Origin of the sequence: Loigolactobacillus coryniformis subsp. coryniformis KCTC 3167 = DSM 20001 (assembly GCF_002706425.1) — a bacterium.
GTDB classification, from domain to species: Bacteria; Bacillota; Bacilli; order Lactobacillales; family Lactobacillaceae; genus Loigolactobacillus; species Loigolactobacillus coryniformis.
On sequence record NZ_CP017713.1, the window covers coordinates 106,329 to 127,823 of the forward strand.

Here is a 21,495-nt window from a genome sequence, read left to right on the forward strand (position 1 = left end):
TGGTTTTGATTAATTATCTCTTACGCTAAACATACAAAAAAACCCGCAATTGCGGGCTGATTTAGTAAACTTAAAATGATGTAGGCGCGGAGGACATTATGCCCCAAAATACCTTAATTAAGTTATTGGTAGGTTGCAAATTTAATCCGAATTTTTGGACAAATTTGTCAGCATAACCTGATACGGTGTTTGCCAGTCGAGTATTTTAAGCGGTCGCTGGTTAATTTGGAGTAACGTCGTCGTTAAATCTTGAGCACTAATGTGCTCAAAACGAGTCCCTTTAGGATAAAAATAACGTAAATTCCGATTAAAGCGTTCATTACTACCACGTTCAGCTGGCGTATAAGCATGGCAGTAATAGGTCTTAATACCATATTGTGATTCAAGTGATACTAGCCCACTAAACTCAGTGCCACGGTCCACAGTAAAGCTGTGCACCGGACCATTAAAAGTGGTTAGGAACTTAGTTAGTGCTTCATTAACAGTCGCTGTCGTCCGATCTTTTAACCGGTATGCCCAAAGGAACCGTGATTTGCGATCGATTAAAGTTAATAAAACTGCCTTACTATGCCCACGAGGACCAACGACGGTATCTAGTTCAAAATCGCCGATGCGATTACGTTGATTAATCATCATGGGACGCTGTTCAATTGATCGCCCCAAAGATTGATTATATTTGGATCGTTGGTCAACGTTACGCCGTTGGCGTACGCCATGTTCAGGTAGATCATTCAAGGAGAAATCAATTCTCCCCTGATTTAGCCAATTATAAATAGATTTAGTAGCTAGTTTAAATTCGTGAGCAATCATTCCTGGTGACCAGCTTAGACGTAAATGGTTGAGAATTTTTTGCTTTAACTCATCGCTCAGCTTAGTTTTCCGACCACATCGTGATCGCTTGTATTCGGCATCTGTTTGTGCTAATTCAGCCTGATAAGGTTGACATCGAGATAATTCATAAGAAATTGTTGACGGTGATCGGTTCAGCCGAACGCCCATTTGGATATTGGACAGCCCTAGTTCACAAAAGGTTTCGATTTTAATTCGTTCGGAATAGGTTATACTAGACAAAAGATCAGCTCCTAAAAGATGGGTTTGTGGTAAACACCATTTTAAAGGAAGCTGATCTTTTTTGTCCGAACAGCGTTCGGATTAATTTTACAATCTACCGAATACTATCTAGTGGCTGGTGAAAGCAGCATAACTGCAAGCTTTATTGGCATCAAAGAATAGTAAAGATTATAATTAGTGCAAAGTAAACATGGGCTAACGCCTGTTTTCCTTGCACTTTTTATTTTTCCTGGAGGAAACCATCATGGCTTATCGACATCGTGCTACCCAATTGTCATTTCAATCCTTTAACAACGGCCTTGGTGTGCCACTTTCTTCCGACAATGAGTGGGTTCAATTAGCCGACATGCTCCCGTGGCAACAGCTCGATGAAGCCTATCAACTTCTTTTTACTGAGATGGGTGGGCGCGCTGCTAAACCCTTTCGTCTGCTTTACGGTGCCAGTTTGATCAAGCAAGCAGAACATCTAACCGACCGTTCGGTCGTTACCGCTATTCGTGATACCCCGGCTTACCAGTACTTTATCGGGCTAGACACCTACACAACCGACCTGCCGTTCAACCACTCAACCTTGGTTTATTTTAGACGACGCATGGGTCAAATAACGGAACTAGTGCGAAATATCATCAGTGATACCTTGCGCGAACAAATCCAAAGCTTATTGCCAGATGATGAGCTCCGTGTCTTGATCACAGACGCTACTGCGGTGCCAATTGAAATTCGTTTTCCACAAGATACTTCGCTGCTAAATCAAGCTCGGCTCAATCTAGAAGAAATGTTATTAGACATGGCTCATCAGTTGCAAATCAAGCCTCCACGAACCTACAAACGTGAAGCAAAAGCTAAGTGGACCGCTTTTGCTAGAAAACCGCGGCGTTGGGCTAAGGAAACACGCAAGCAGATCAAAGTACAGCTCCAGTATGTCCGACGTGATCTACGTTATATCGATGTGCTGTTGGCCCACGGTGCCTCTCTTAACGAAAGGCAAACCAAACGATTGGCTGTGATTCGTGAACTTTTTGACCAGCAAATGTTCATGTATGAAAATCGGACCCATCGGGTCCCAGGACGGATTGTTAGCTTGGCACAACCGTGGATTCGCCCGATTAACCGTGGTAAAGCCAAACAACGAACCGAATTTGGTCCCAAGATTGATGCTTCAATTGCCGATGGCATGATCGATATCGAACGATTTGATTTTAAGGCGTTCAATGAAAGCCAAGATTTAGCAACAACCATCGATCATTATTTTGACGTGCATGGTTATTATCCCGATGAAATCTTAGCTGACACACTTTATCGTACCCGCGAGAATCGTCAGCTCTGTCAACGACTAGGCATTAGGTTGTCGGGACCACGTTTAGGACGTAAGCCTAAAAAGATGGATGCTAAGCAGCGGCAAGTTGATCGTAACGCAGAGAAGCGGCGCGGGAAAATTGAACGCGGTTTTGCCTTCATGAAAGGCCCTTTGGGCCTTTCATTGGTGCGGACTAAAACGGTAGCCAGCATCGCAGTGACGATTGATATTGCGATCAATCTAGCCAATCTAAAGATGCTACTAAGGCTTTTTAATGGACCAATTTTGATTTTCGTAAAATATAAGCAGGAATCCATCTTAATTCACTATCAAATTCACGTTTCAGGTAGCCGGAATGTTGCCTAATTCACCAGCCACTATCTAAGAACCTGTCTAGTATCTTTTAAGAACTATCTTCAGGAAGGCCAATACAACCATTTGAAGACTGCTGTTAAGGGCACGTTCACAGTTTTTCCAAAGTCGCCGACATTTGTCTAGCCAACTCCATGAACGTTCAACGATCCATCGTTGCGGTAACACCGTGAACATATGCAACTCGTTGCGTTTAGCTACCGTCGTCTTAGCATTCAAAATGAGCTTCACCTGATCCGCAAAGTCATTGCCAGTGTAGCCACCATCAACCATGACATGCTGAACCAGCTCTAAATTTTGGCTAGCCAAACTAAGCATAGACAATGCACCTGAACGATCTGATACATTAGCTCGTGTCACGAGAATGGCTTGTGGTAAACCATTAATATCAACCGCCATATGACGCTTAATCCCTGAAATCTTTTTGCCGCCATCGTAGCCACTATTTTTCGTTAAATCAGTGGTTTTAACACTTTGAGCATCAACAATCACAAACGACGTTCGGGCCGATCGGCCCTGTGCAAAACGATAGGAAGCGACAGTTTTTTTAAAAGCCTTTCTAATAGCGAATCAGCTGTCGGGTCTGGTTTATCTCGCCACATATCGTAATAGCGGTAGACAGTGTGCCATTCCGGGAAATCGTGCGGTAATTCACGCCATTGACACCCTGTAGTAAGCGAGTAAAGGATGGCATTGAATACGTCATAAAGATCATAACGACGCGGTCTTGTATGCTTGCGGAAGTTTTCTAAATCAGGTTGTATTAACGCAAATTGCGCGCGAGAAATATTGCTTGGATAATCTGGCATGACAAACTCCTCAGTCGGTTTTCCACAATTCTACCAGATTCAGCAGATACTAGACAGGTTCTAAGAGGCATTTCACCATACTAACAAGAAAGCCAAAAATTCCCAGATCATTAATTTAACATATCGTATCAAACCACGCCTGGAATATTATCTAGGCGTTTTTTTAGTGTCATGGTATTTTCTGGCAGAAAGGTTGCATTATTGTGACTACGGTTGTAAACTAATAAGCGTTAAGAGACTACAAACGTAAACTTAGAATTCAATTAATGGAGGAGGCCAATTGAAGGATGCAAAGAATGTAACCATCACCGATTCTGAATGGATGGTTATGAGAGCAATTTGGACAATGGGACATGCGACTAGTCGTGAACTAATCGATGCTATGAACGAATTAGAAGGCTGGTCAGCTTCAACAACCAAAACGCTACTTCACAGGTTGATTCAAAAACAGGCGGTTGCGCAGCATGGCGGCAGTCGACCATTCACGTATAAGCCGGTTGTTGGCGAGAAGGAATCAATGGCGGCAGCGGCAGATGATTTGTTTGACCATATGTGTGCGATGCGGGCTGGTTCAACAATTGCCGGCGTTATTCAGTCAAGGGAACTCTCACGGGCGGATATTGCGAACTTACAGGCGATTCTAGCTGAAAAGGCCAAAACAGCGCCCGAGGAAGTTCAGTGTAACTGCTTGCCGGGTGATCAAACGTGTTAAGACTGTGGTGTTCTGTTTACTTTTAGGATTGCTGCACAAAAATCCAGAATCTGGGATTTCTGATGGCGGAAACTTATGAATTTTTGTCGTAATTCTCATTCATATAGTGGCATGGTGCTCCGCAAAGCAGAAGCCTAAATATAAGAACCTGGTGGAAAAATCCCGAGCCCGGGGATTTCCACACAAGGAACTTATATTCCAGCTTCTAACCGCTTTGCTACGCACACTTATTTTTAGGGGGTCGATAATCATGGCAAATAAAGAGGACCATATGAACATGAAAAACATGAGTGCTAAGAATATGGAAAATAATGAATCAAATATGAGTCATATGGATCACGATATGGCCGAAATGGATCACAGCCAAATGAACATGAATCACGGTGATATGGATATGGCTGGGACCGACATGATGATGCACGGTGGCTCAATGATGCATATGGGGAATTTGCAAGTTAAATTTTGGGTCTCCGTTGTCTTAGCGATTCCAGTTTTACTGTTAGCACCAATCATGGGTTTAAACGTTTCCATCCTTAGTTTCAGTTCACCGCTAATTGTTGGCATTATCATCGTTTTGTTTGATACAGCACTTTACTTTTATGGCGGAATGCCATTTTTAAAGGGGGCTAAAGCGGAAATTCAGAATAAATCTCCTGAAATGATGACGCTAGTAACCCTTGGAATTTCCGTTTCGTATTTCTACAGTTTGTACGCATTTATTGCCAACAACTTCTTGAACCCGGCAAATCATGTAATGAATTTTTCGTTCGAACTTGCAACCCTGATTTTAATTATGCTTCTAGGACACTGGATTGAAATGAATGCATTGATGGGGGCTGGGGATGCCTTACAAAAGATGGCGGCCCTGTTGCCTAAGACGGCCCATCTAGTTACAGATAATGGTGAAACAAAAGAAGTTCCAGTATCTGATTTAAAAGTTGGTCAAGCTTTCCAAGTGCGTTCAGGTGAGAGTATTCCAGCCGATGGTGTTATTACGGCTGGGGAGTCGACCGTGAATGAAGCACTGGTAACCGGTGAATCTGCTGCCGTTACCAAGAACGTTGGCGATAAGGTCATTGGTGGTGCAACCAACAATAACGGGACGCTAACGGTTAAAATTAGTGGTACTGGTGACTCCGGCTATCTTTCTCAAGTAATGAAAATGGTTCAAAATGCCCAGCAAGCTAAATCTAAAGCAGAAGATAAAGCTGATTTAGTTGCCAAGTATCTATTTTACGCGGCACTTGGTGTTGGGATTATTGCTTTCTTTGCCTGGTTACCCCAGGGATTGGCGACTGCAATGACGATCATGGTGACCGTCTTCGTGATTGCTTGCCCGCATGCATTAGGATTAGCGATTCCATTAGTGGTTTCTCGTTCTACTACGATTGGCGCTCAAAATGGGCTATTAGTTCGAAATCGCCAAGCCATTGAAGCAAGTCAACATGTTAGCCACGTTCTCTTGGATAAAACTGGCACGTTAACAGAAGGTAAATTTACGGTGAATGCATTGATTCCAAATGATGGGATTGACGAAACAACGTTATTAAGCCGACTGGCCGCCCTTGAAAATAATTCGACTCATCCGCTGGCCCAAGCAATCATTACTGAAGCCCAAGCGAAGGACATTGAAGTCGTTGCGGCTGAAAAGTCTCAAAATATTCCGGGCGTTGGTATTTCCGGTAATGTTGATGGCACTGACTATACGATTGTTAATGGTAACTATTTAACGAAGCAAGGGATCAGGTTTGACGAGGCCGCTGCTAATAAATGGGCTGCTAAGGGTAATTCCGTCAGCTTCCTATTGCAGGGCACCCAAGTTCAAGGAATGGTTGCTGAAGGCGACACCATCAAAGCGGGTGCTAAGGAATTAATTAGTGGTCTTCAGAGGCGAGGAATTACCCCCGTAATGCTCACTGGCGATAATCCAAAAGCCGCGGAACACGTTGCTAACTTACTAGGATTGACTGAATTCCATGCAGGCCTATTACCAGATGATAAGCAAAAGATTATTGCTGATTATCAAGCAAAGGGCAATCACGTCATCATGGTTGGTGACGGCGTAAATGACGCACCAAGTCTTGCCGCGGCCGATATTGGAATTGCAATTGGCGCCGGAACCGATGTTGCCATTGATTCCGCTGATGTTGTGTTGGTTAAATCAGAACCCAGCGATATTTTACATTTTCTTGATTTGGCTAAAATCACAAATCGGAAAATGGTTCAAAATCTCTGGTGGGGAGCAGGCTACAATATTGTCGCAATTCCACTCGCTGCCGGTGTGTTATCATTTATTGGAATCATTCTAGACCCAGCCGTTGGTGCTGCGGTCATGGCGATGTCGACAATTATCGTGGCAATTAATGCGATGGGATTGACTGGTGAAAAGATTAAAAACGTGTAATTAAGTGATGACAAAAAGAGGAGAAAGATCAGCTGGTAGTCTGGTTGCGATAATCCCTTTATGGTTGTCAGATGAAATACTATAATTCATCTGACTAATCATAGGGGGATTTTTGTATGCCTAGATCGAGACACACGCTTCAGGAAAAGTTGGCGCTGTTAGCTGAATTCAAGCAATCAGGTTTATCAATTGGGACTTTTACCAGACAACATGGTATCCATCGAGAAACGCTCATGCGTTGGCAGTCGCGCCTTGAACGTGATGGGTTGGCAGGGCTCACGGAAGCGCACACAAATAATCATTATTCCAACGAATTGAAACTTAAAGCTGTTCAGGCTTTTTTGGCCGGTGAAGGGTCACTGCTGGATTTAGCCACAAAATTTGGTTTACGTTCATCAACACAACTCGACAACTGGGTTTCCAGGTATAATAGGGATAAAACCTTGACGGCCAGACCGTCTAGAAAGCGGGTCCCTACCATGAGTCGGCAAACAACTTTTGAAGAACGCATCAAGATCGTTGAATATGTGACTAAAGCTAAACACTCGTATACCGAAGCCGCGGATCACTTTCAAGTCTCCTACCAACAGGTCCGTACTTGGGTGATCAAGACTAAAAGTGGCGGCTATGAAGCGCTCGTAGATAACCGTGGGCATCGAAAAGCCAATCATGAATTAACCGAACTAGATAAGGCTAATCTCCAGATCCGAGAACTAAAAGCACAACTGGCAGATAAGGAACTCTACGAGGCCTTCATAAAAAAATTTCAGGAACTTCAGCGCAGGGGGTGAACAAACCACATCGGCTGGCTTACCACGCTATCAAGGTAGTCAGCCAAGGTAATCATGGTGCCGTAACGAAACTTTTAACCGTTATCGGCGTCAGCCGACAAGCTTATCATAAAGGGCTTAGACGACAGGAAACAACATGGGAAAAGCACAATAAACAACTCAAAACACGCACCCAATATTGGTTTGATTTTCACCACCAAGGTATCGGTGCTGGAAATCTTCTGACTAACTTACAAGCGGATAAACTAATTGATTTTCCGGTAACTTTGAAGCAAGTTCGCCGGGTCATGCGTGAACTTGATATTCGCTGTCAAGTACGGCCAAAGAAGCATAAACGGGCCAAACAAACTGAACAATATTTACTCGACAATGTTTTAAAGCAAAACTTTCAAGTGACAGCGCCCAATAAAGTTTGGTTATCTGATTCAACTGAACTAACTTATGGGCTTAATGGTGAGTACAAAGTCCGCTTAAGTGGTGTCTTGGATTTATATGGTCGCCGACTCTTGGCATACAATCTCAGCGCCACAGAAACGAGTGCCGCTGAGATCCAGGTTTTTCAGCGTGCCTTTACTGCAGTTGGTAAGGTCCCATCACTTATTCACACCGATCGTGGTTCGGCGTATACCTCAAGAGCGTTCAATCATTTCATCAATCAATTTGAGATCACCCGCAGTATGTCGCGTCCAGGAACACCATATGATAACGCCCCGATGGAGCGCTGGTGGAATGAATTTAAACTTCGCTGGATGGCGCGTCATCCGCGAGCAAAGACCTATCAAGAATTAATAACGCTCGTTGAATCAGGAATCGAATATTTTAATCATGACAATCGCTCAGCACAAAGAAATGGCCTCACCCCGGATGAATACTGGAATGAAGCCATCTAAGTGACCAAAAACTTTATATTATTTCATTTGTCAACTTGACAGGGCCTAGTGCAGGTCTTTCTCCTCTTTATGATCATCATGTTAATTACTTATCTGGTTGCTCAGTTAATTTCGCCAATTTTTGATGCAGCCTAATGTCATATTGCCTGGTAATTGGCATTAACACCGCGACCACCCCGCAAATGGCAGCACCGATTCCTGCAATCACAAATAGGCGTTCAATGCCAATCACATCAGCTAGGGGACCGGCAAAAATTAAGCCAATTGGTCCAGCTAGATTCAACAAAGAATTCAAAACGCCTAGAATCCGCCCTAACTCTTCTGCTGGATAACTTTGTTGAATCATTGCCATTAAAAGCGTTGTAAAAAATGGGGTCGCAATTCCTTCAATGATGTTTAAAGCTGCGAACCATAAAAATCCGGTTTGGTTACCTGGCAAAATGCCGCTAATACCGGTTGGAATGCCAACCAGGAAAAACGCGATGATTACGGGCTTCATCCGGTCCTGCCACTTACCAAAGAGGCCAATGATAGTGCCGCCGATTAGCATGCCAGTTGAATAAATGGCTTCAATTAAGCCAGCCTGACTAACGGTTCCCTGAAAGTATTTCATGGTCATGAGTGGATACATGCTGGCAGCAGGCATGTAGGTTAGTGTGAAGACGGCGCCGATCAACGTAATGTACCACAAGCCCTTGTTGTTCGTAAGTTGTTTGATCCCCAAGCGGGTGTTGTGGAGCACATGCATTGGCTGATCAATTTTTTCATTGTTAGAACCTGTCTAGTATCCTTTAAGAACTATCTTCAGGAAGGCCAATACAACCATTTGAAGACTGCTGTTAAGGGCACGTTCACAGTTTTTCCAAAGTCGCCGACATTTGTCTAGCCAACTCCATGAACGTTCAACGATCCATCGTTGCGGTAACACCGTGAACATATGCAACTCGTTGCGTTTAGCTACCGTCGTCTTAGCATTCAAAATGAGCTTCACCTGATCCGCAAAGTCATTGCCAGTGTAGCCACCATCAACCATGACATGCTGAACCAGCTCTAAATTTTGGCTAGCCAAACTAAACATAGCCAATGCACCTGAACGATCTGATACATTAGCTCGTGTCACCAGAATGGCTTGTGGTAAACCATTAATATCAACCGCTATATGACGCTTAATCCCTGAAATCTTTTTGCCGCCATCGTAGCCACTATTTTTCGTTAAATCAGTGGTTTTAACACTTTGAGCATCAACCATCACAAACGACGTTCGGGCCGATCGGCCCTGTGCAAAACGATAGGAAGCGACAGTTTTTTTAAAAGCCTTTCTAATAGCGAATCAGCTGTCGGGTCTGGTTTATCTCGCCACATATCGTAATAGCGGTAGACGGTATGCCATTCCGGGAAATCGTGCGGTAATTCACGCCATTGACACCCTGTAGTAAGCGAGTAAAGGATGGCATTGAATACGTCATAAAGATCATAACGACGCGGTCTTGTATGCTTGCGGAAGTTTTCTAAATCAGGTTGTATTAACGCAAATTGCGCTCGAGAAATATTGCTTGGATAATCTGGCATGACAAACTCCTCAGTCGGTTTTCCACAATTCTACCAGATTCAGCAGATACTAGACAGGTTCTAAAACATTGCTAACGCTTATATCAGTGCTGCTATTTAATTAAAATGCGACATCCCAACAACGGGGTGGCGCATTTTTGTTTACAATGCGGTGACAAATGGGCCGGAAACAAAATAAGTGAGTGATAACTCATTTTAATGTTGATAAACCGAGATGTACTGATTATACTAAAGCCATTAAGTGAGTGAGTATACACTCACTTTGAGAAAGAGGGTTCTTAAAATGGCAACGGATTATGTCATCGCCAAGCAGGTCAGCAAGCACTTTGGTCATCAGCAAGTGCTCAATCAGATTGATTTGACACTGCCGGCTGGAATGATTTATGGCTTGATTGGGCCATCAGGAGCTGGGAAGACCACCTTGATCAAGAGTATTTTAGGGATGGAAGCTGTGGATAGTGGCACTGTTAAAGTCATGGATACGGTGATGCCCAATAGGGCGGTAATGGCACAAGTAGGGTATATGGCCCAAAGTGACGCTTTGTATGAGACACTAACGGCCCGTGAAAACCTGACCTTGTTTGGGCAATTGATGAGCGTTCCAAAAATAAAGTTAGCACAGATGATTGATTATGCAGCCGGATTAGTTGATTTAACGTCCCAATTAGACAAGCGGGTCAGTGGCTATTCGGGTGGGATGAAACGGCGCTTGTCGTTGGCAATTGCCCTGATTCAGGATCCCCAATTATTGATTTTAGATGAACCGACCGTTGGGATTGATCCAGAATTACGGCAACAAATTTGGACCGAACTAAATAAGCTCAAGGATACCGGTAAGTCGATGCTCGTGACAACGCATGTCATGGACGAAGCAGAACGGTGTGATTATCTCATGTTGATTCGGCACGGGATTGCGCTTGCTGAGGGGACACCCGCGGCACTGAAACAACAGTATGCAGTAGATACGATCGAACAGGTCTTTTTGAAAGCGGGGCGGATGCAAGATGCGAACGATGGCAATCGTTAGACGAGTTTTTAAGCAAATGTTACGTGATAAGCGTACCTTGGCGCTGATGTTTTTGGCACCACTCTTAATTATGGCGTTGATGTATTTTTTGTTTCAAAATAACACGACTCAAGTGGCGACTTTAGGTGTTCACAATGTTGATCATCAGGTGGTCAAAGCCATTAATACGAAGCATGTCGATATTCACCATTACAGCAGTAACCAGGCAAAAGCGATGATTAAGCAGCATGATTTGGATGGATATTTGACGCAAAAAGATGGCAACTTAACGATCACGTATTCTAATAGTAATCCGACCAATACGTCATTGATCAAAGCTTCTTTGCAAAGCGGACTGGTCAAATTAAAAATTCAGACGTTGGTCACGGCTACTAAAGCACAAAAAAAGGTGTTGCAAACGCAAAAACAGGCAACGGTTAGCAAGCTAAAGACGGCCTTGGCCCAAGCACAGGCAAGTGGGAATACGGCTGCTGCGGCTAAAATTCAAAAGCAATTGAGGCAGGCTACAGCGAGTGCTACGGCGCCAACAAATAGTCAATCACAAACGACAACCTATACCACTAGCAGTCATTATATTTATGGTAGTAGTGATTCAACGTTCTTTGAAAACTTTTTGCCAGCCTTTCTCGGTTTCTTTGTCTTCTTCTTTGTGTTCTTGATTTCTGGCGTTTCACTTTTGAATGAACGCACTACTGGAACCCTAAGCCGGCTACTTGCAACCCCAATTCGACGGAGTGAAATTATTATGGGCTATCTAATTGGTTATGGGGGCTTTGCCATCATTCAGACTGTCCTGACCGTTGTTTTTACAATTACGGTCTTCAAGATTCACTTAGTTGGTAGTATTTGGCTGGTCTTTCTGACTAACTTATTATTAGCGTTAGTGGCTTTGACCTTGGGTATCTTTATTTCCACCTTTGCTAACTCAGAATTTCAAATGATTCAGTTTATTCCACTGATTGTTGTACCACAAATCTTTTTTGCTGGGTTGGTTCCAGTCGATGGCATGGCCAGTTGGTTGCAAGCAATTGCCCACATCATGCCGTTATACTATGGTGCTAATGCGTTGACGGCTGTTGTGACAAAGGGTGCTGGGCTTGGCGATATTGGTGTCAATTTGTTAATATTAGTAGGGTTTATGGTCGTACTAACAATGTTGAATATTGTTGGAATGAAACGTTATCGGAAGGTGTGAGGATATGGAACGACCACGGATACGGGATTATTTTCAACAGGATCTGAGTCAGAATGAAACGATTACACCTAAGCAACGGGCCATCCTCCAGGCAAGTCTCGATTTGTTTGCTGAAAAGGGTTTTGACCAGACCAGTACTAGTGATATTGCACAACGGGCCGGCGTTGCGGAGGGGACGGTCTATCGGCGGTATAAGACTAAGGCTGCCTTACGGGATGCCATCTTAGCACCAATTGCCGCGCACATTGTGCCAATTTTAGCGAGTGATTTTTCAGAGGATGAATTACGGCAGCGTTATCCCAGTCTACAGGCATTCGTCACAGCAATTTTTACGGACCGAGTTGCATTTGCTAAAGCTAACGTGAAAGAGTTAAAGGTCATTTTTGAAATGGCAGCTTTTGACACCGAACGACGCGAACAGATTCTTAGCCAGATTGCGCCTAAGATGGTCAAGCAGATGGGAAGTGTCATAAATCAACTAAAAGCAGATCATTTGATTGTGGATTGGCCGAATGATTTGATACTGCAAAGTTTGTTATCGCAGCTATTCGGTTACCTAGCGCGGTTAATGCTGGAATTGCCGGGAACTGAAATTGAGCGCGAACAAGCGTATTTGATTACGGTGATGACCAAAATATTGACCCCGGGTGAACATGATCAAATTACTGGTCAGTGAGCTAACTGTTACTTGATATAAACTAAAGCCACTTCTGTACTTAGCGGTCATTTGAACGCTAAGTACAGAAGTGGCTTTGGTCGTTGCTACGCGTGTTCGTTTGTTAATCTGCTAGTATCGTCATTTTATTCAACAAACTAGTTTGTAACTGGCTGAGTGTGGTCGTCATGTAGACCGGGTAAAGATCTGGGTTGACGAGCCGCTGGGTTGTTCGTGGGAGCTCGGCAAGTTTAGCCTGGGTCGTTGCCTGAATGGTTGTAACCGGAATTGACGTGGTGTTGGACAAATCTACCGGCGCGAGTAAGGGCCGGACTTCAAAATGGGTGAGTCGCTGTTGACGGTCGACACTGAGTGGGTCACTGTTGACGACGGTTAGGCTGGTCGCATCAACGATCGTCTCGGTAGCTAGTGCAATCAAATCAGCAAAGGCCCGCTGAGTTCCTGGTTCGTACAGACGATAGACTTGCTTATCACCAGGAATCGTTAGTTTTTCGCGACTGGCACTGACCTTGATCTTGGGGGTGCTCTGACCATTGCTCTCAGTTGCCGCAAGCTTGTAGACGCCACTTAGAACCGGTGCGGACGCGCTAGTGATGAGCTTTTCACCGATACCAAAATTATCGATCGGTGCGCCTTCGTGCAACAGCGAGGTAATGATGTGTTCATCCAATGCGTTAGAAATAGTGATTTTGGCGTTGGGAAAGCCAGCCGCGTCCAATTGTGTCCGGGCAGCTTGTGATAAAGTCGTGACGTCCCCCGAATCGATTCGAATACCGACGGGTTCATGCCCAGCTGCTCGTAGCTCCTTAAAGACCGTCACCGCGTTAGGGATCCCAGAGTTAGAACCTGTCTAGTATCTGCTGAATCTGGTAGAATTGTGGAAAACCGACTGAGGAGTTTGTCATGCCAGATTATCCAAGCAATATTTCTCGCGCGCAATTTGCGTTAATACAACCTGATTTAGAAAACTTCCGCAAGCATACAAGACCGCGTCGTTATGATCTTTATGACGTATTCAATGCCATCCTTTACTCGCTTACTACAGGGTGTCAATGGCGTGAATTACCGCACGATTTCCCGGAATGGCACACTGTCTACCGCTATTACGATATGTGGCGAGATAAACCAGACCCGACAGCTGATTCGCTATTAGAAAGGCTTTTAAAAAAACTGTCGCTTCCTATCGTTTTGCACAGGGCCGATCGGCCCGAACGTCGTTTGTGATGGTTGATGCTCAAAGTGTTAAAACCACTGATTTAACGAAAAATAGTGGCTACGATGGCGGCAAAAAGATTTCAGGGATTAAGCGTCATATGGCGGTTGATATTAACGGGTTACCACAAGCCATTCTCGTGACACGAGCTAATGTATCAGATCGTTCAGGTGCATTGGCTATGTTTAGTTTGGCTAGCCAAAATTTAGAGCTGGTTCAGCATGTCATGGTTGATGGTGGCTACACTGGCAATGACTTTGCGGATCAGGTGAAGCTCATTTTGAATGCTAAGACGACGGTAGCTAAACGCAACGAGTTGCATATGTTCACGGTGTTACCGCAACGATGGATCGTTGAACGTTCATGGAGTTGGCTAGACAAATGTCGGCGACTTTGGAAAAACTGTGAACGTGCCCTTAACAGCAGTCTTCAAATGGTTGTATTGGCCTTCCTGAAGATAGTTCTTAAAAGATACTAGACAGGTTCTCAGAACTGCTCATTGCTGCACTTGTCTGTTTCTTGTCAGACTCAATTGTGTCTTGGCTAATTGCCGCTTGTCCGCTCGCATCGTTCTGGTGTGAGGATGGATCGGATTTTGGCGCCGCACGGTCATGTTCGGTGATGTTTGTCTCACCGTTGTCGGCTACAGGGACAACGGCGCTGCCGACCTGGGTCAGCATCAACATCGCCAACATGACGATATGGATCAACTTCTTAGGCATCTGTGCGCCTCCTTCCATTGTTTCCGGCGTCTCTCTTCTTCCAACACCAGCTTAACAAGTTGACCCCGCGCAAAGGAATGATAATGTTCGTTATTTAACAAGATATTTTTAACAGTGCATACTTATTGACATTATAGGTATTAATCTGTACATATAATCAGCACTTTACAGCTTTTTAAAAAAATTTGGATATAAAAAGGCACGAATGCCTATTCTTTGCTAAAATGAGTTCGACAAAAAACCATTTAGAAAGAAGGATTCGTGTTGAACTCATTTTATCAAAAATCATCACTTTTAACCACCCTCCACGCCTATTTTTCTGATTTAAAAGCGGCTGGCTTGTCTAAGCCAATGGGCCTTAACTATTTTTGGTTGTGTCTAGCGTTGTTAGTGATCGGTGACCGCCACTCGATCCGCCACTTATTTGAACAATTTCTGGGCCGGGTGACGAAGCATTCTTTGAACACGTTTTATCGGGCTTTGGCAGTGATCGGTAACCACTTGCCACAGTTAGAAGTGCGCAACTTGACGTATTTACTGACCTTGATTCCCACTACTTGTCAGGACTTGCCCTTATTATTGGTTCTGGATGACACGGTCCAACCCAAGTTCGGCCACAAATTTACCGGCGTCAAATATCTATTCGATCACGCCGCACATACGGGTAAGCGGCTCGTCAATGCCCATGATTTCGTTACTTTAGGTCTGATGATCCCAACACAGCGGGACCAAGATGACCAGCTAGTTTATACGTTCTTGCCGTTAGCCACGCACCTTTATCAGGCGGAACAGGCGACCAAATACCAGCAAGCGGCGCAAATGATCAAGACGACTTTGAAATCGATCGCCAGCGACCAACAAGTGTTCCTACTGTGTGACAGTTGGTATCCCAAAGCTGAGATCAACCAACTGGTCATGACGCAACCTAATCTAGCTATGATCGCCAATGTGCGTAAAGATACCGCCATGTTTGGCTTACCCAAACGCACCGGTAAGCGCGGCCGGCCGCGGAAATATGGTGACCAGATCCATTTGGGAAATATTGCATTAAATCTTTGTTCGGCCGGAGATCAGATCGGTATAGTGCGGTGTCTGACACGCTTGATGCCCCAGCCAGTTTACATGATCCGCGTACAACGCAAGACGACTTGTCGTCTGTTCATGGCGACGAGCGCGCCCGAAGAATTAGCGGCGGTCACAACCGAAACCCTAGCCGTTGATCCGACCCAGCTCACCTATCGGACGCCGGAGACCAGCGCCCCTGCGCCAGCGCTACGAGCGTTGGCCTACTATCAAAAACGTTGGGCGATCGAGACCTATTTTTATGAAATGAAAACATTCTGGCACTTCGGTGATTACGCCGTGCGTTCAGTAGCCAAGATTGAAGCCGATCATCATTTATTGAATACGGCGTATACCTTGATGATCGTATTGCCATTGACCCAACCTAGTTTAGCTTTTTTGGTAACCAAAAGTTTGCGTGAACGCAAACTCTGGTTAAGTCGGCAAATTCAAGCGGCGCTGTTTTTGGCTAGTTTAGCGCGGCAAGTGCAAAGGCGGTTAAAAACAACACCGGCCAAAGTGGTGATTCAGTGGTTGGCTTCTTGTTGGTCGGGGGTCAGTGAAAAGCTGTAAAGTGCTGCATATAATGTAAAAAGCTCTATTTATAGGTAAATAAGGTCTTCAAACCCAAAAGTAGCCTTGAAACAGCCGGCGTATTGCCAGTAAGTTCCAAGACTACTTATAGGTTATTTATTAAACTAATTAGTTTAAGCTTTGATGATTTTCCCAACTGCAATTGGTAAAGTAACGTGGGCATCGTAGTTCATGACAGTTCCTTGAACAGTAGCCGGTAGCTTCAAGGTATCCGGCACACCATGAATATAAATGACCCTTTTATCGAGCTGCAAATCGTCACTGCCAAAAGCGGCTTTAAACGCTGTCTGCAATTCCTTCAGATCAACGAGTTTGTCATAAGCATAGTGACCTTCTGCATCAGCCACTGGGTAACTGTCATTTGGCACATGCATCTTGGCCGGTTCAGCGTCAAATGGCACCATCGTTGTACCGGAAACCGGTTCTGTTTCTGGCAGATCAACGAAACCGTCACCATTAGCATCTTGTGCCGCTGTGGCGATTTCTGCTGGCTTACCATCCGGGAATCCGTGGAAATGTTCCCAATGCTGCACATTAGCAGGTGTATCAAACATATCGATATGAATCTTCATTTGCGCACCATCAATCGTGAATGTCGCGGCACCGTGCGGCGCGGTGCCAATCTTCTCAGCGTTCAATGGCACAATTTCTGCTGTATACTTTTCAGCCATGCAAACCACTCCTTTTAGATTTAGACTCAGTTTCAGTATAGTGCTAACTGGAACGACTCACAATCTATTGCATTTCAAAAGTGAGGTTGCAAGATTATTTGGCCAATTGCAATAACCGTTGGCGCAAAGCAGGATCAGCTGCGTAAAGATAAAGCCCGTGCTTCGCCCTCTTCAGCAGAATATTAATGGCATTCATGATAATCGCGGCTTTAGCGTCGGTGGTGTCGGCCAAATCAGGGCGCTTTTTGAAGGCTTCCTTGTCTTGGTACTGCGCCAGATCAACCGTAAGTCGGTCTTTTGAGGGATCATAGCCTAGACTCGGCCCTAGAATCACACCTGCGTAATTCAAGTCAAAGCCTTGAATAGTATAAATGGAACCAACTTCATGCAATGTCTCAGGACGTTGTGCCCACGGGCGATCGGTGAAGTTGATCTTGTCCCAAGGCAACCGCAGAGAGCCAGCTTGGACATACCAGGTTTTACCATCGAGCACTGTGAATGGATAGTCAGCTGTCGCAATCATGCGCGAAAGGCCGGTTTCGGCATTGCGCCGCTGAATGAGGTCATACATCGGCTGACCATCAGAAAAAACTTGAAAATCAAAATGTTGCGGATGTGGCAAAGGCAACACTTTTCCACGAACAAAATGATCAATCCAATCATTCACCGCCGCATCGCCTACCCGCATCTGTTCGGTCAGATGATAATGTGTCACTGCGTAATCGCGCGTCACTCTTTTCAATAAAGCAGGTGTCCAAAAACTCTTTAGCTTGACTAGCTGGTGGAAATCGAACACGAGCACCACCACTCGAGCCAACTGAAGAATATCAGCAAGCTGATTATGCCCACGGAATTTATTATACGGATCAGGCATCGTCAGTAGTAAATGGCCTTCATCGATCAGCACGACATCTGCCCGCTTACCGGCTTTGCGGTACGCGTTAATAAATGGTGTTGGTTTCATGGTAGATTGTAAAATTAATCCGAACGCTGTTCGGACAAAAAAGATCAGCTTCCTTTAAAATGGTGTTTACCACAAACCCATCTTTTAGGAGCTGATCTTTTGTCTAGTATAACCTATTCCGAACGAATTAAAATCGAAACCTTTTGTGAACTAGGGCTGTCCAATATCCAAATGGGCGTTCGGCTGAACCGATCACCGTCAACAATTTCTTATGAATTATCTCGATGTCAACCTTATCAGGCTGAATTAGCACAAACAGATGCCGAATACAAGCGATCACGATGTGGTCGGAAAACTAAGCTGAGCGATGAGTTAAAGCAAAAAATTCTCAACCATTTACGTCTAAGCTGGTCACCAGGAATGATTGCTCACGAATTTAAACTAGCTACTAAATCTATTTATAATTGGCTAAATCAGGGGAGAATTGATTTCTCCTTGAATGATCTACCTGAACATGGCGTACGCCAACGGCGTAACGTTGACCAACGATCCAAATATAATCAATCTTTGGGGCGATCAATTGAACAGCGTCCCATGATGATTAATCAACGTAATCGCATCGGCGATTTTGAACTAGATACCGTCGTTGGTCCTCGTGGGCATAGTAAGGCAGTTTTATTAACTTTAATCGATCGCAAATCACGGTTCCTTTGGGCATACCGGTTAAAAGATCGGACGACAGCGACTGTTAATGAAGCACTAACTAAGTTCCTAACCACTTTTAATGGTCCGGTGCACAGCTTTACTGTGGACCGTGGCACTGAGTTTAGTGGGCTAGTATCACTTGAATCACAATATGGTATTAAGACCTATTACTGCCATGCTTATACGCCAGCTGAACGTGGTAGTAATGAACGCTTTAATCGGAATTTACGTTATTTTTATCCTAAAGGGACTCGTTTTGAGCACATTAGTGCTCAAGATTTAACGACGACGTTACTCCAAATTAACCAGCGACCGCTTAAAATACTCGACTGGCAAACACCGTATCAGGTTATGCTGACAAATTTGTCCAAAAATTCGGATTAAATTTGCAATCTACCACATATTATATTTTGATATACTAATTAACGGCAATTTATCCTGAAAGGGTTTGTTGTAATGGTATTTCAAAGTATCTCGTTTAATACACCGATAAGCACTTTACTTAATGATACATAAAAATCGTGATATAATTAGCTGAAGTTTTAAAGGATATTATGGTCACTAAGTTACACGTGTAAATTTTTATGGAGGTGTTGTACTATGGCGAATTTCTACGAAAATGATCCTTTTTTCAACAATGATATGGATGATGTTTTCAATCAATTATTTCGGCGCATGGATAATCAAAATTCGGAGCGTGCACGGTACTTAGTTAATGGAAAATCGTTGACACCAGATGAGTTTGCTCAATACCGAGCAACTGGTAAGCTACCCCAAAATAATAAAACAATAGAAGTATCTAAAGATGGTAAACAGGCTTTTAAAAAAGGAGGGATTTTAGAAAAGTTAGGGACTAATTTGACGGAACAGGCTCGTGATGGATTACTAGATCCAGTGATTGGACGTGAGAATGAGATTCAAGAAACTGCAGAAATTTTGAGTCGTAGAACGAAAAATAATCCAATCTTAGTTGGTGATGCCGGTGTAGGTAAAACTGCAGTCGTCGAAGGTCTGGCACAAGCAATTGTGGCTGGTAAAGTTCCAGAAACGATTCAAGATAAAGAAATCTATTCGATTGATTTATCGTCTTTGGAAGCAGGAACTCAATATCGCGGTTCTTTTGAAGAGAATATTAAACAGCTGGTAAAGGAAGTTAAAGCAGCTGGTAATATTATTCTATTCTTCGATGAAATTCATCAGATTATCGGCACGGGTGCCACTGGTGGTGAAGACGGTGGCAAGGGATTGGCAGATATCATTAAACCTGCTTTGTCACGTGGCGAGCTGACTGTAATCGGGGCTACGACTCAAGATGAATATCGCAATACTATTTTGAAAAATGCGGCTTTGGCACGGCGATTCAATGATGTTGTGATTAATGAACCGACGGCCGCTGACACTTTACGTATATTACAAGGTGTTAAAAAGCTGTACGAAAAGCATCATCATGTTGTATTACCAGATGATGTTTTGAAGGCGGCTGTGGATTATTCAATCCAATATATACCACAACGCACTTTGCCAGATAAAGCTATCGATTTGATCGACATGACTGCGGCTCATTTAGCGGCTAAAAATTCGCAAACTGATGTTGAGACATTGGATCAACGCGTTAAAAAATTAGAGGCAGCTAAGGAGGCCGCCGTTAAATCGGAGGACTTTAAAAAAGCCGCTGATATCAAGAAGTCGATCGAGGAAACCAAGCAAAAAATTAAAGAAACGGATCAAAAAGAAAAAATCACTGCCACGATTGATGATGTGGCACAATCGGTTGAACGTTTAACTGGTATACCAGTTTCTGATATGGGCGCTAATGATATTGAGCATTTGAAAAATCTTGATAAGCGTCTGAAAAGTAAGGTAATCGGTCAAGATGAAGCGGTTGAAATGGTAGCAAAAGCAATTCGGCGTAACCGTGCGGGCTTTTCAGAGGGTGATCAGCCGATTGGAAGTTTTCTGTTTGTGGGCCCAACTGGCGTAGGAAAGACTGAATTAGCTAAGCAATTAGCCTTAGATATGTTTGGAAATGAAAATGCGATTATTCGGCTAGATATGAGTGAATATGCTGATCGTACAGCTGTGTCGAAATTAATTGGTACCTCGGCTGGATACGTAGGCTATGAAGATAATGCTAATACTCTAACTGAACGGGTTCGGCGTAATCCATATTCCATTGTATTATTAGATGAAATTGAAAAGGCTGATCCACAAGTATTAACGTTACTATTACAAGTGATGGATGATGGGCGCTTAACGGATGGACAAGGCAATGTCATTAGTTTCAAAAATACGATTATTATTGCTACTTCTAATGCTGGCTTTGGTAATGAAGCATTAAGTGGTGACAAGCAACGAGATCAGTCATTAATGGATAAGTTAGCACCATTTTTCCGCCCAGAATTTCTGAACCGTTTTAATGGAATCGTGGAATTTTCACATCTGACTAAGCAAGACTTAAGTCAAATTGTCGATTTGATGTTGGCGGATGTACAAAAAACGTTAGCCAAAAAATCCATCAAACTTGAGGTAACTAAAGCGGCCAAAGATTGGCTGATGGAACAAGGCTATGATGAAGCAATGGGTGCGCGGCCATTACGGCGAGTAATTGAACAACAAATTCGTGATAAGGTAACGGATTTCTACCTTGACCACTTAGATGTCAAAAACTTGAAGGCTGATTTAGTGGATGGTGAGATTGTGATATCGGCAGCTTAGCTTAAATCAGTGTTCATAAATAACTTTATGTAAGAGGAGATTTATTGGGCAGGAGATCGCTTGATAGATCTCCTTTTTTCGTTGATTTTCACCATT

Annotated in this window: 16 protein-coding genes and 4 pseudogenes; 12 read left to right on the forward strand and 8 right to left on the reverse strand. The window is 43.8% G+C overall.

The genetic code is table 11. The annotated features are described in order from the left end of the window. Window positions 1–141: 141 nt before the first annotated feature. On the reverse strand, window positions 142–1,071 hold the full coding sequence (locus LC20001_RS00520; RefSeq protein WP_015473476.1) for an IS30-like element ISLpl1 family transposase: 930 nt from the start codon (window positions 1,069–1,071) through the stop codon (window positions 142–144). Between the two features lie 244 nt (window positions 1,072–1,315). On the opposite strand from LC20001_RS00520, the gene LC20001_RS00530 reads away from it, so the two are divergent. Next, window positions 1,316–2,734 (forward strand): IS5-like element ISLrh3 family transposase, encoded by a 1,419-nt coding sequence (locus LC20001_RS00530; protein WP_003680692.1) that lies wholly within the window; start codon window positions 1,316–1,318, stop codon window positions 2,732–2,734. Between the two features lie 27 nt (window positions 2,735–2,761). On the opposite strand, the gene LC20001_RS00535 is transcribed toward LC20001_RS00530, so the two are convergent. Further along, window positions 2,762–3,549, reverse strand: a protein-coding gene (locus LC20001_RS00535; RefSeq protein ID WP_099267083.1) for an IS5 family transposase whose coding sequence is annotated in 2 segments (ribosomal slippage) — window positions 2,762–3,282 and window positions 3,282–3,549 — 789 coding nt in all. Because the reading frame shifts where the segments join, the coding sequence is not laid out codon by codon here. A 280-nt stretch (window positions 3,550–3,829) separates the two neighbouring features. On the opposite strand from LC20001_RS00535, the gene LC20001_RS00540 reads away from it, so the two are divergent. The 4 genes from LC20001_RS00540 (at window position 3,830) to LC20001_RS00555 (ending at window position 8,346) form a co-directional block, all read left to right on the forward strand. Further along, the gene (locus LC20001_RS00540) at window positions 3,830–4,261 is read left to right on the forward strand and encodes a CopY/TcrY family copper transport repressor (protein WP_002816262.1); all 432 of its coding nucleotides are present in this window, start codon (window positions 3,830–3,832) and stop codon (window positions 4,259–4,261) included. Window positions 4,262–4,511: 250 nt separating this feature from the next. After that, window positions 4,512–6,665, forward strand: a complete 2,154-nt coding sequence (locus LC20001_RS00545) for a heavy metal translocating P-type ATPase (protein ID WP_056943339.1) — start codon at window positions 4,512–4,514, stop codon at window positions 6,663–6,665. A 116-nt stretch (window positions 6,666–6,781) separates the two neighbouring features. Beyond that, window positions 6,782–7,456, forward strand: coding sequence for a helix-turn-helix domain-containing protein (locus tag LC20001_RS00550; protein WP_010009086.1), 675 nt, complete (start codon window positions 6,782–6,784; stop codon window positions 7,454–7,456). Then, the gene (locus LC20001_RS00555) at window positions 7,453–8,346 is read left to right on the forward strand and encodes an IS3 family transposase (RefSeq protein WP_010009085.1); all 894 of its coding nucleotides are present in this window, start codon (window positions 7,453–7,455) and stop codon (window positions 8,344–8,346) included. The genes LC20001_RS00550 and LC20001_RS00555 overlap by 4 nt, the downstream gene beginning before the upstream one ends. An 85-nt stretch (window positions 8,347–8,431) precedes the next feature. On the opposite strand, the pseudogene LC20001_RS00560 reads toward LC20001_RS00555, so the two are convergent. Further along, window positions 8,432–9,118: pseudogene (locus tag LC20001_RS00560) on the reverse strand (MFS transporter); the annotation flags it as partial. A gap of 9 nt (window positions 9,119–9,127) precedes the next feature. Continuing rightward, a protein-coding gene (locus LC20001_RS00565; protein ID WP_099267084.1) for an IS5 family transposase occupies window positions 9,128–9,915 on the reverse strand; the annotation gives its coding sequence in 2 pieces (ribosomal slippage) (window positions 9,128–9,648 and window positions 9,648–9,915; 789 coding nt in all). A gap of 283 nt (window positions 9,916–10,198) precedes the next feature. Between LC20001_RS00565 and LC20001_RS00570 the strand changes: the two genes are divergently transcribed. The 3 genes from LC20001_RS00570 to LC20001_RS00580 are packed head-to-tail and all read left to right on the forward strand — an operon-like array spanning window position 10,199 to window position 12,813. Beyond that, window positions 10,199–10,942: an ABC transporter ATP-binding protein gene (locus tag LC20001_RS00570; protein ID WP_003581836.1), complete on the forward strand. Its 744-nt coding sequence runs from the start codon at window positions 10,199–10,201 to the stop codon at window positions 10,940–10,942. Next, window positions 10,920–12,137, forward strand: a complete 1,218-nt coding sequence (locus LC20001_RS00575) for an ABC transporter permease (protein WP_010009081.1) — start codon at window positions 10,920–10,922, stop codon at window positions 12,135–12,137. The genes LC20001_RS00570 and LC20001_RS00575 overlap by 23 nt, the downstream gene beginning before the upstream one ends. Window positions 12,138–12,141: 4 nt before the next feature. After that, window positions 12,142–12,813 carry a TetR/AcrR family transcriptional regulator gene (locus LC20001_RS00580; protein ID WP_005691104.1) on the forward strand — a complete coding sequence of 224 codons (672 nt, stop codon included), beginning with the start codon at window positions 12,142–12,144 and terminating at the stop codon, window positions 12,811–12,813. A gap of 103 nt (window positions 12,814–12,916) precedes the next feature. On the opposite strand, the pseudogene LC20001_RS00585 reads toward LC20001_RS00580, so the two are convergent. Beyond that, window positions 12,917–13,651, reverse strand: a pseudogene (locus LC20001_RS00585) (nicotinate phosphoribosyltransferase); the annotation flags it as partial. 65 nt (window positions 13,652–13,716) lie between these two features. On the opposite strand from LC20001_RS00585, the gene LC20001_RS00590 reads away from it, so the two are divergent. Next, a protein-coding gene (locus LC20001_RS00590; protein WP_099267085.1) for an IS5 family transposase occupies window positions 13,717–14,504 on the forward strand; the annotation gives its coding sequence in 2 pieces (ribosomal slippage) (window positions 13,717–13,984 and window positions 13,984–14,504; 789 coding nt in all). 4 nt (window positions 14,505–14,508) lie between these two features. Here the strand turns inward: LC20001_RS00590 and LC20001_RS00595 are convergent. Beyond that, a pseudogene (locus tag LC20001_RS00595) lies at window positions 14,509–14,748 on the reverse strand (hypothetical protein); the annotation flags it as partial. 261 nt (window positions 14,749–15,009) lie between these two features. On the opposite strand from LC20001_RS00595, the gene LC20001_RS00600 reads away from it, so the two are divergent. Continuing rightward, entirely contained in the window at window positions 15,010–16,383 is a 1,374-nt protein-coding gene (locus LC20001_RS00600; RefSeq protein ID WP_145955950.1) for an IS701 family transposase, read from the forward strand. 134 nt (window positions 16,384–16,517) lie between these two features. On the opposite strand, the gene LC20001_RS00605 is transcribed toward LC20001_RS00600, so the two are convergent. Both LC20001_RS00605 and LC20001_RS00610 read right to left on the reverse strand, forming a co-directional pair. Further along, window positions 16,518–17,075, reverse strand: a complete 558-nt coding sequence (locus LC20001_RS00605; RefSeq protein WP_003567312.1) for a hypothetical protein — start codon at window positions 17,073–17,075, stop codon at window positions 16,518–16,520. Between the two features lie 94 nt (window positions 17,076–17,169). Continuing rightward, window positions 17,170–18,039: pseudogene (locus LC20001_RS00610) on the reverse strand (DUF2075 domain-containing protein); the annotation flags it as partial. 99 nt (window positions 18,040–18,138) lie between these two features. Between LC20001_RS00610 and LC20001_RS00615 the strand changes: the two are divergent. Next, on the forward strand, window positions 18,139–19,068 hold the full coding sequence (locus LC20001_RS00615) for an IS30-like element ISLpl1 family transposase (protein ID WP_015473476.1): 930 nt from the start codon (window positions 18,139–18,141) through the stop codon (window positions 19,066–19,068). Between the two features lie 216 nt (window positions 19,069–19,284). Next, window positions 19,285–21,399 carry an ATP-dependent protease ClpL gene (gene clpL / locus LC20001_RS00620; RefSeq protein WP_099267087.1) on the forward strand — a complete coding sequence of 705 codons (2,115 nt, stop codon included), beginning with the start codon at window positions 19,285–19,287 and terminating at the stop codon, window positions 21,397–21,399. The last annotated feature ends 96 nt before the right edge of the window (window positions 21,400–21,495 follow it).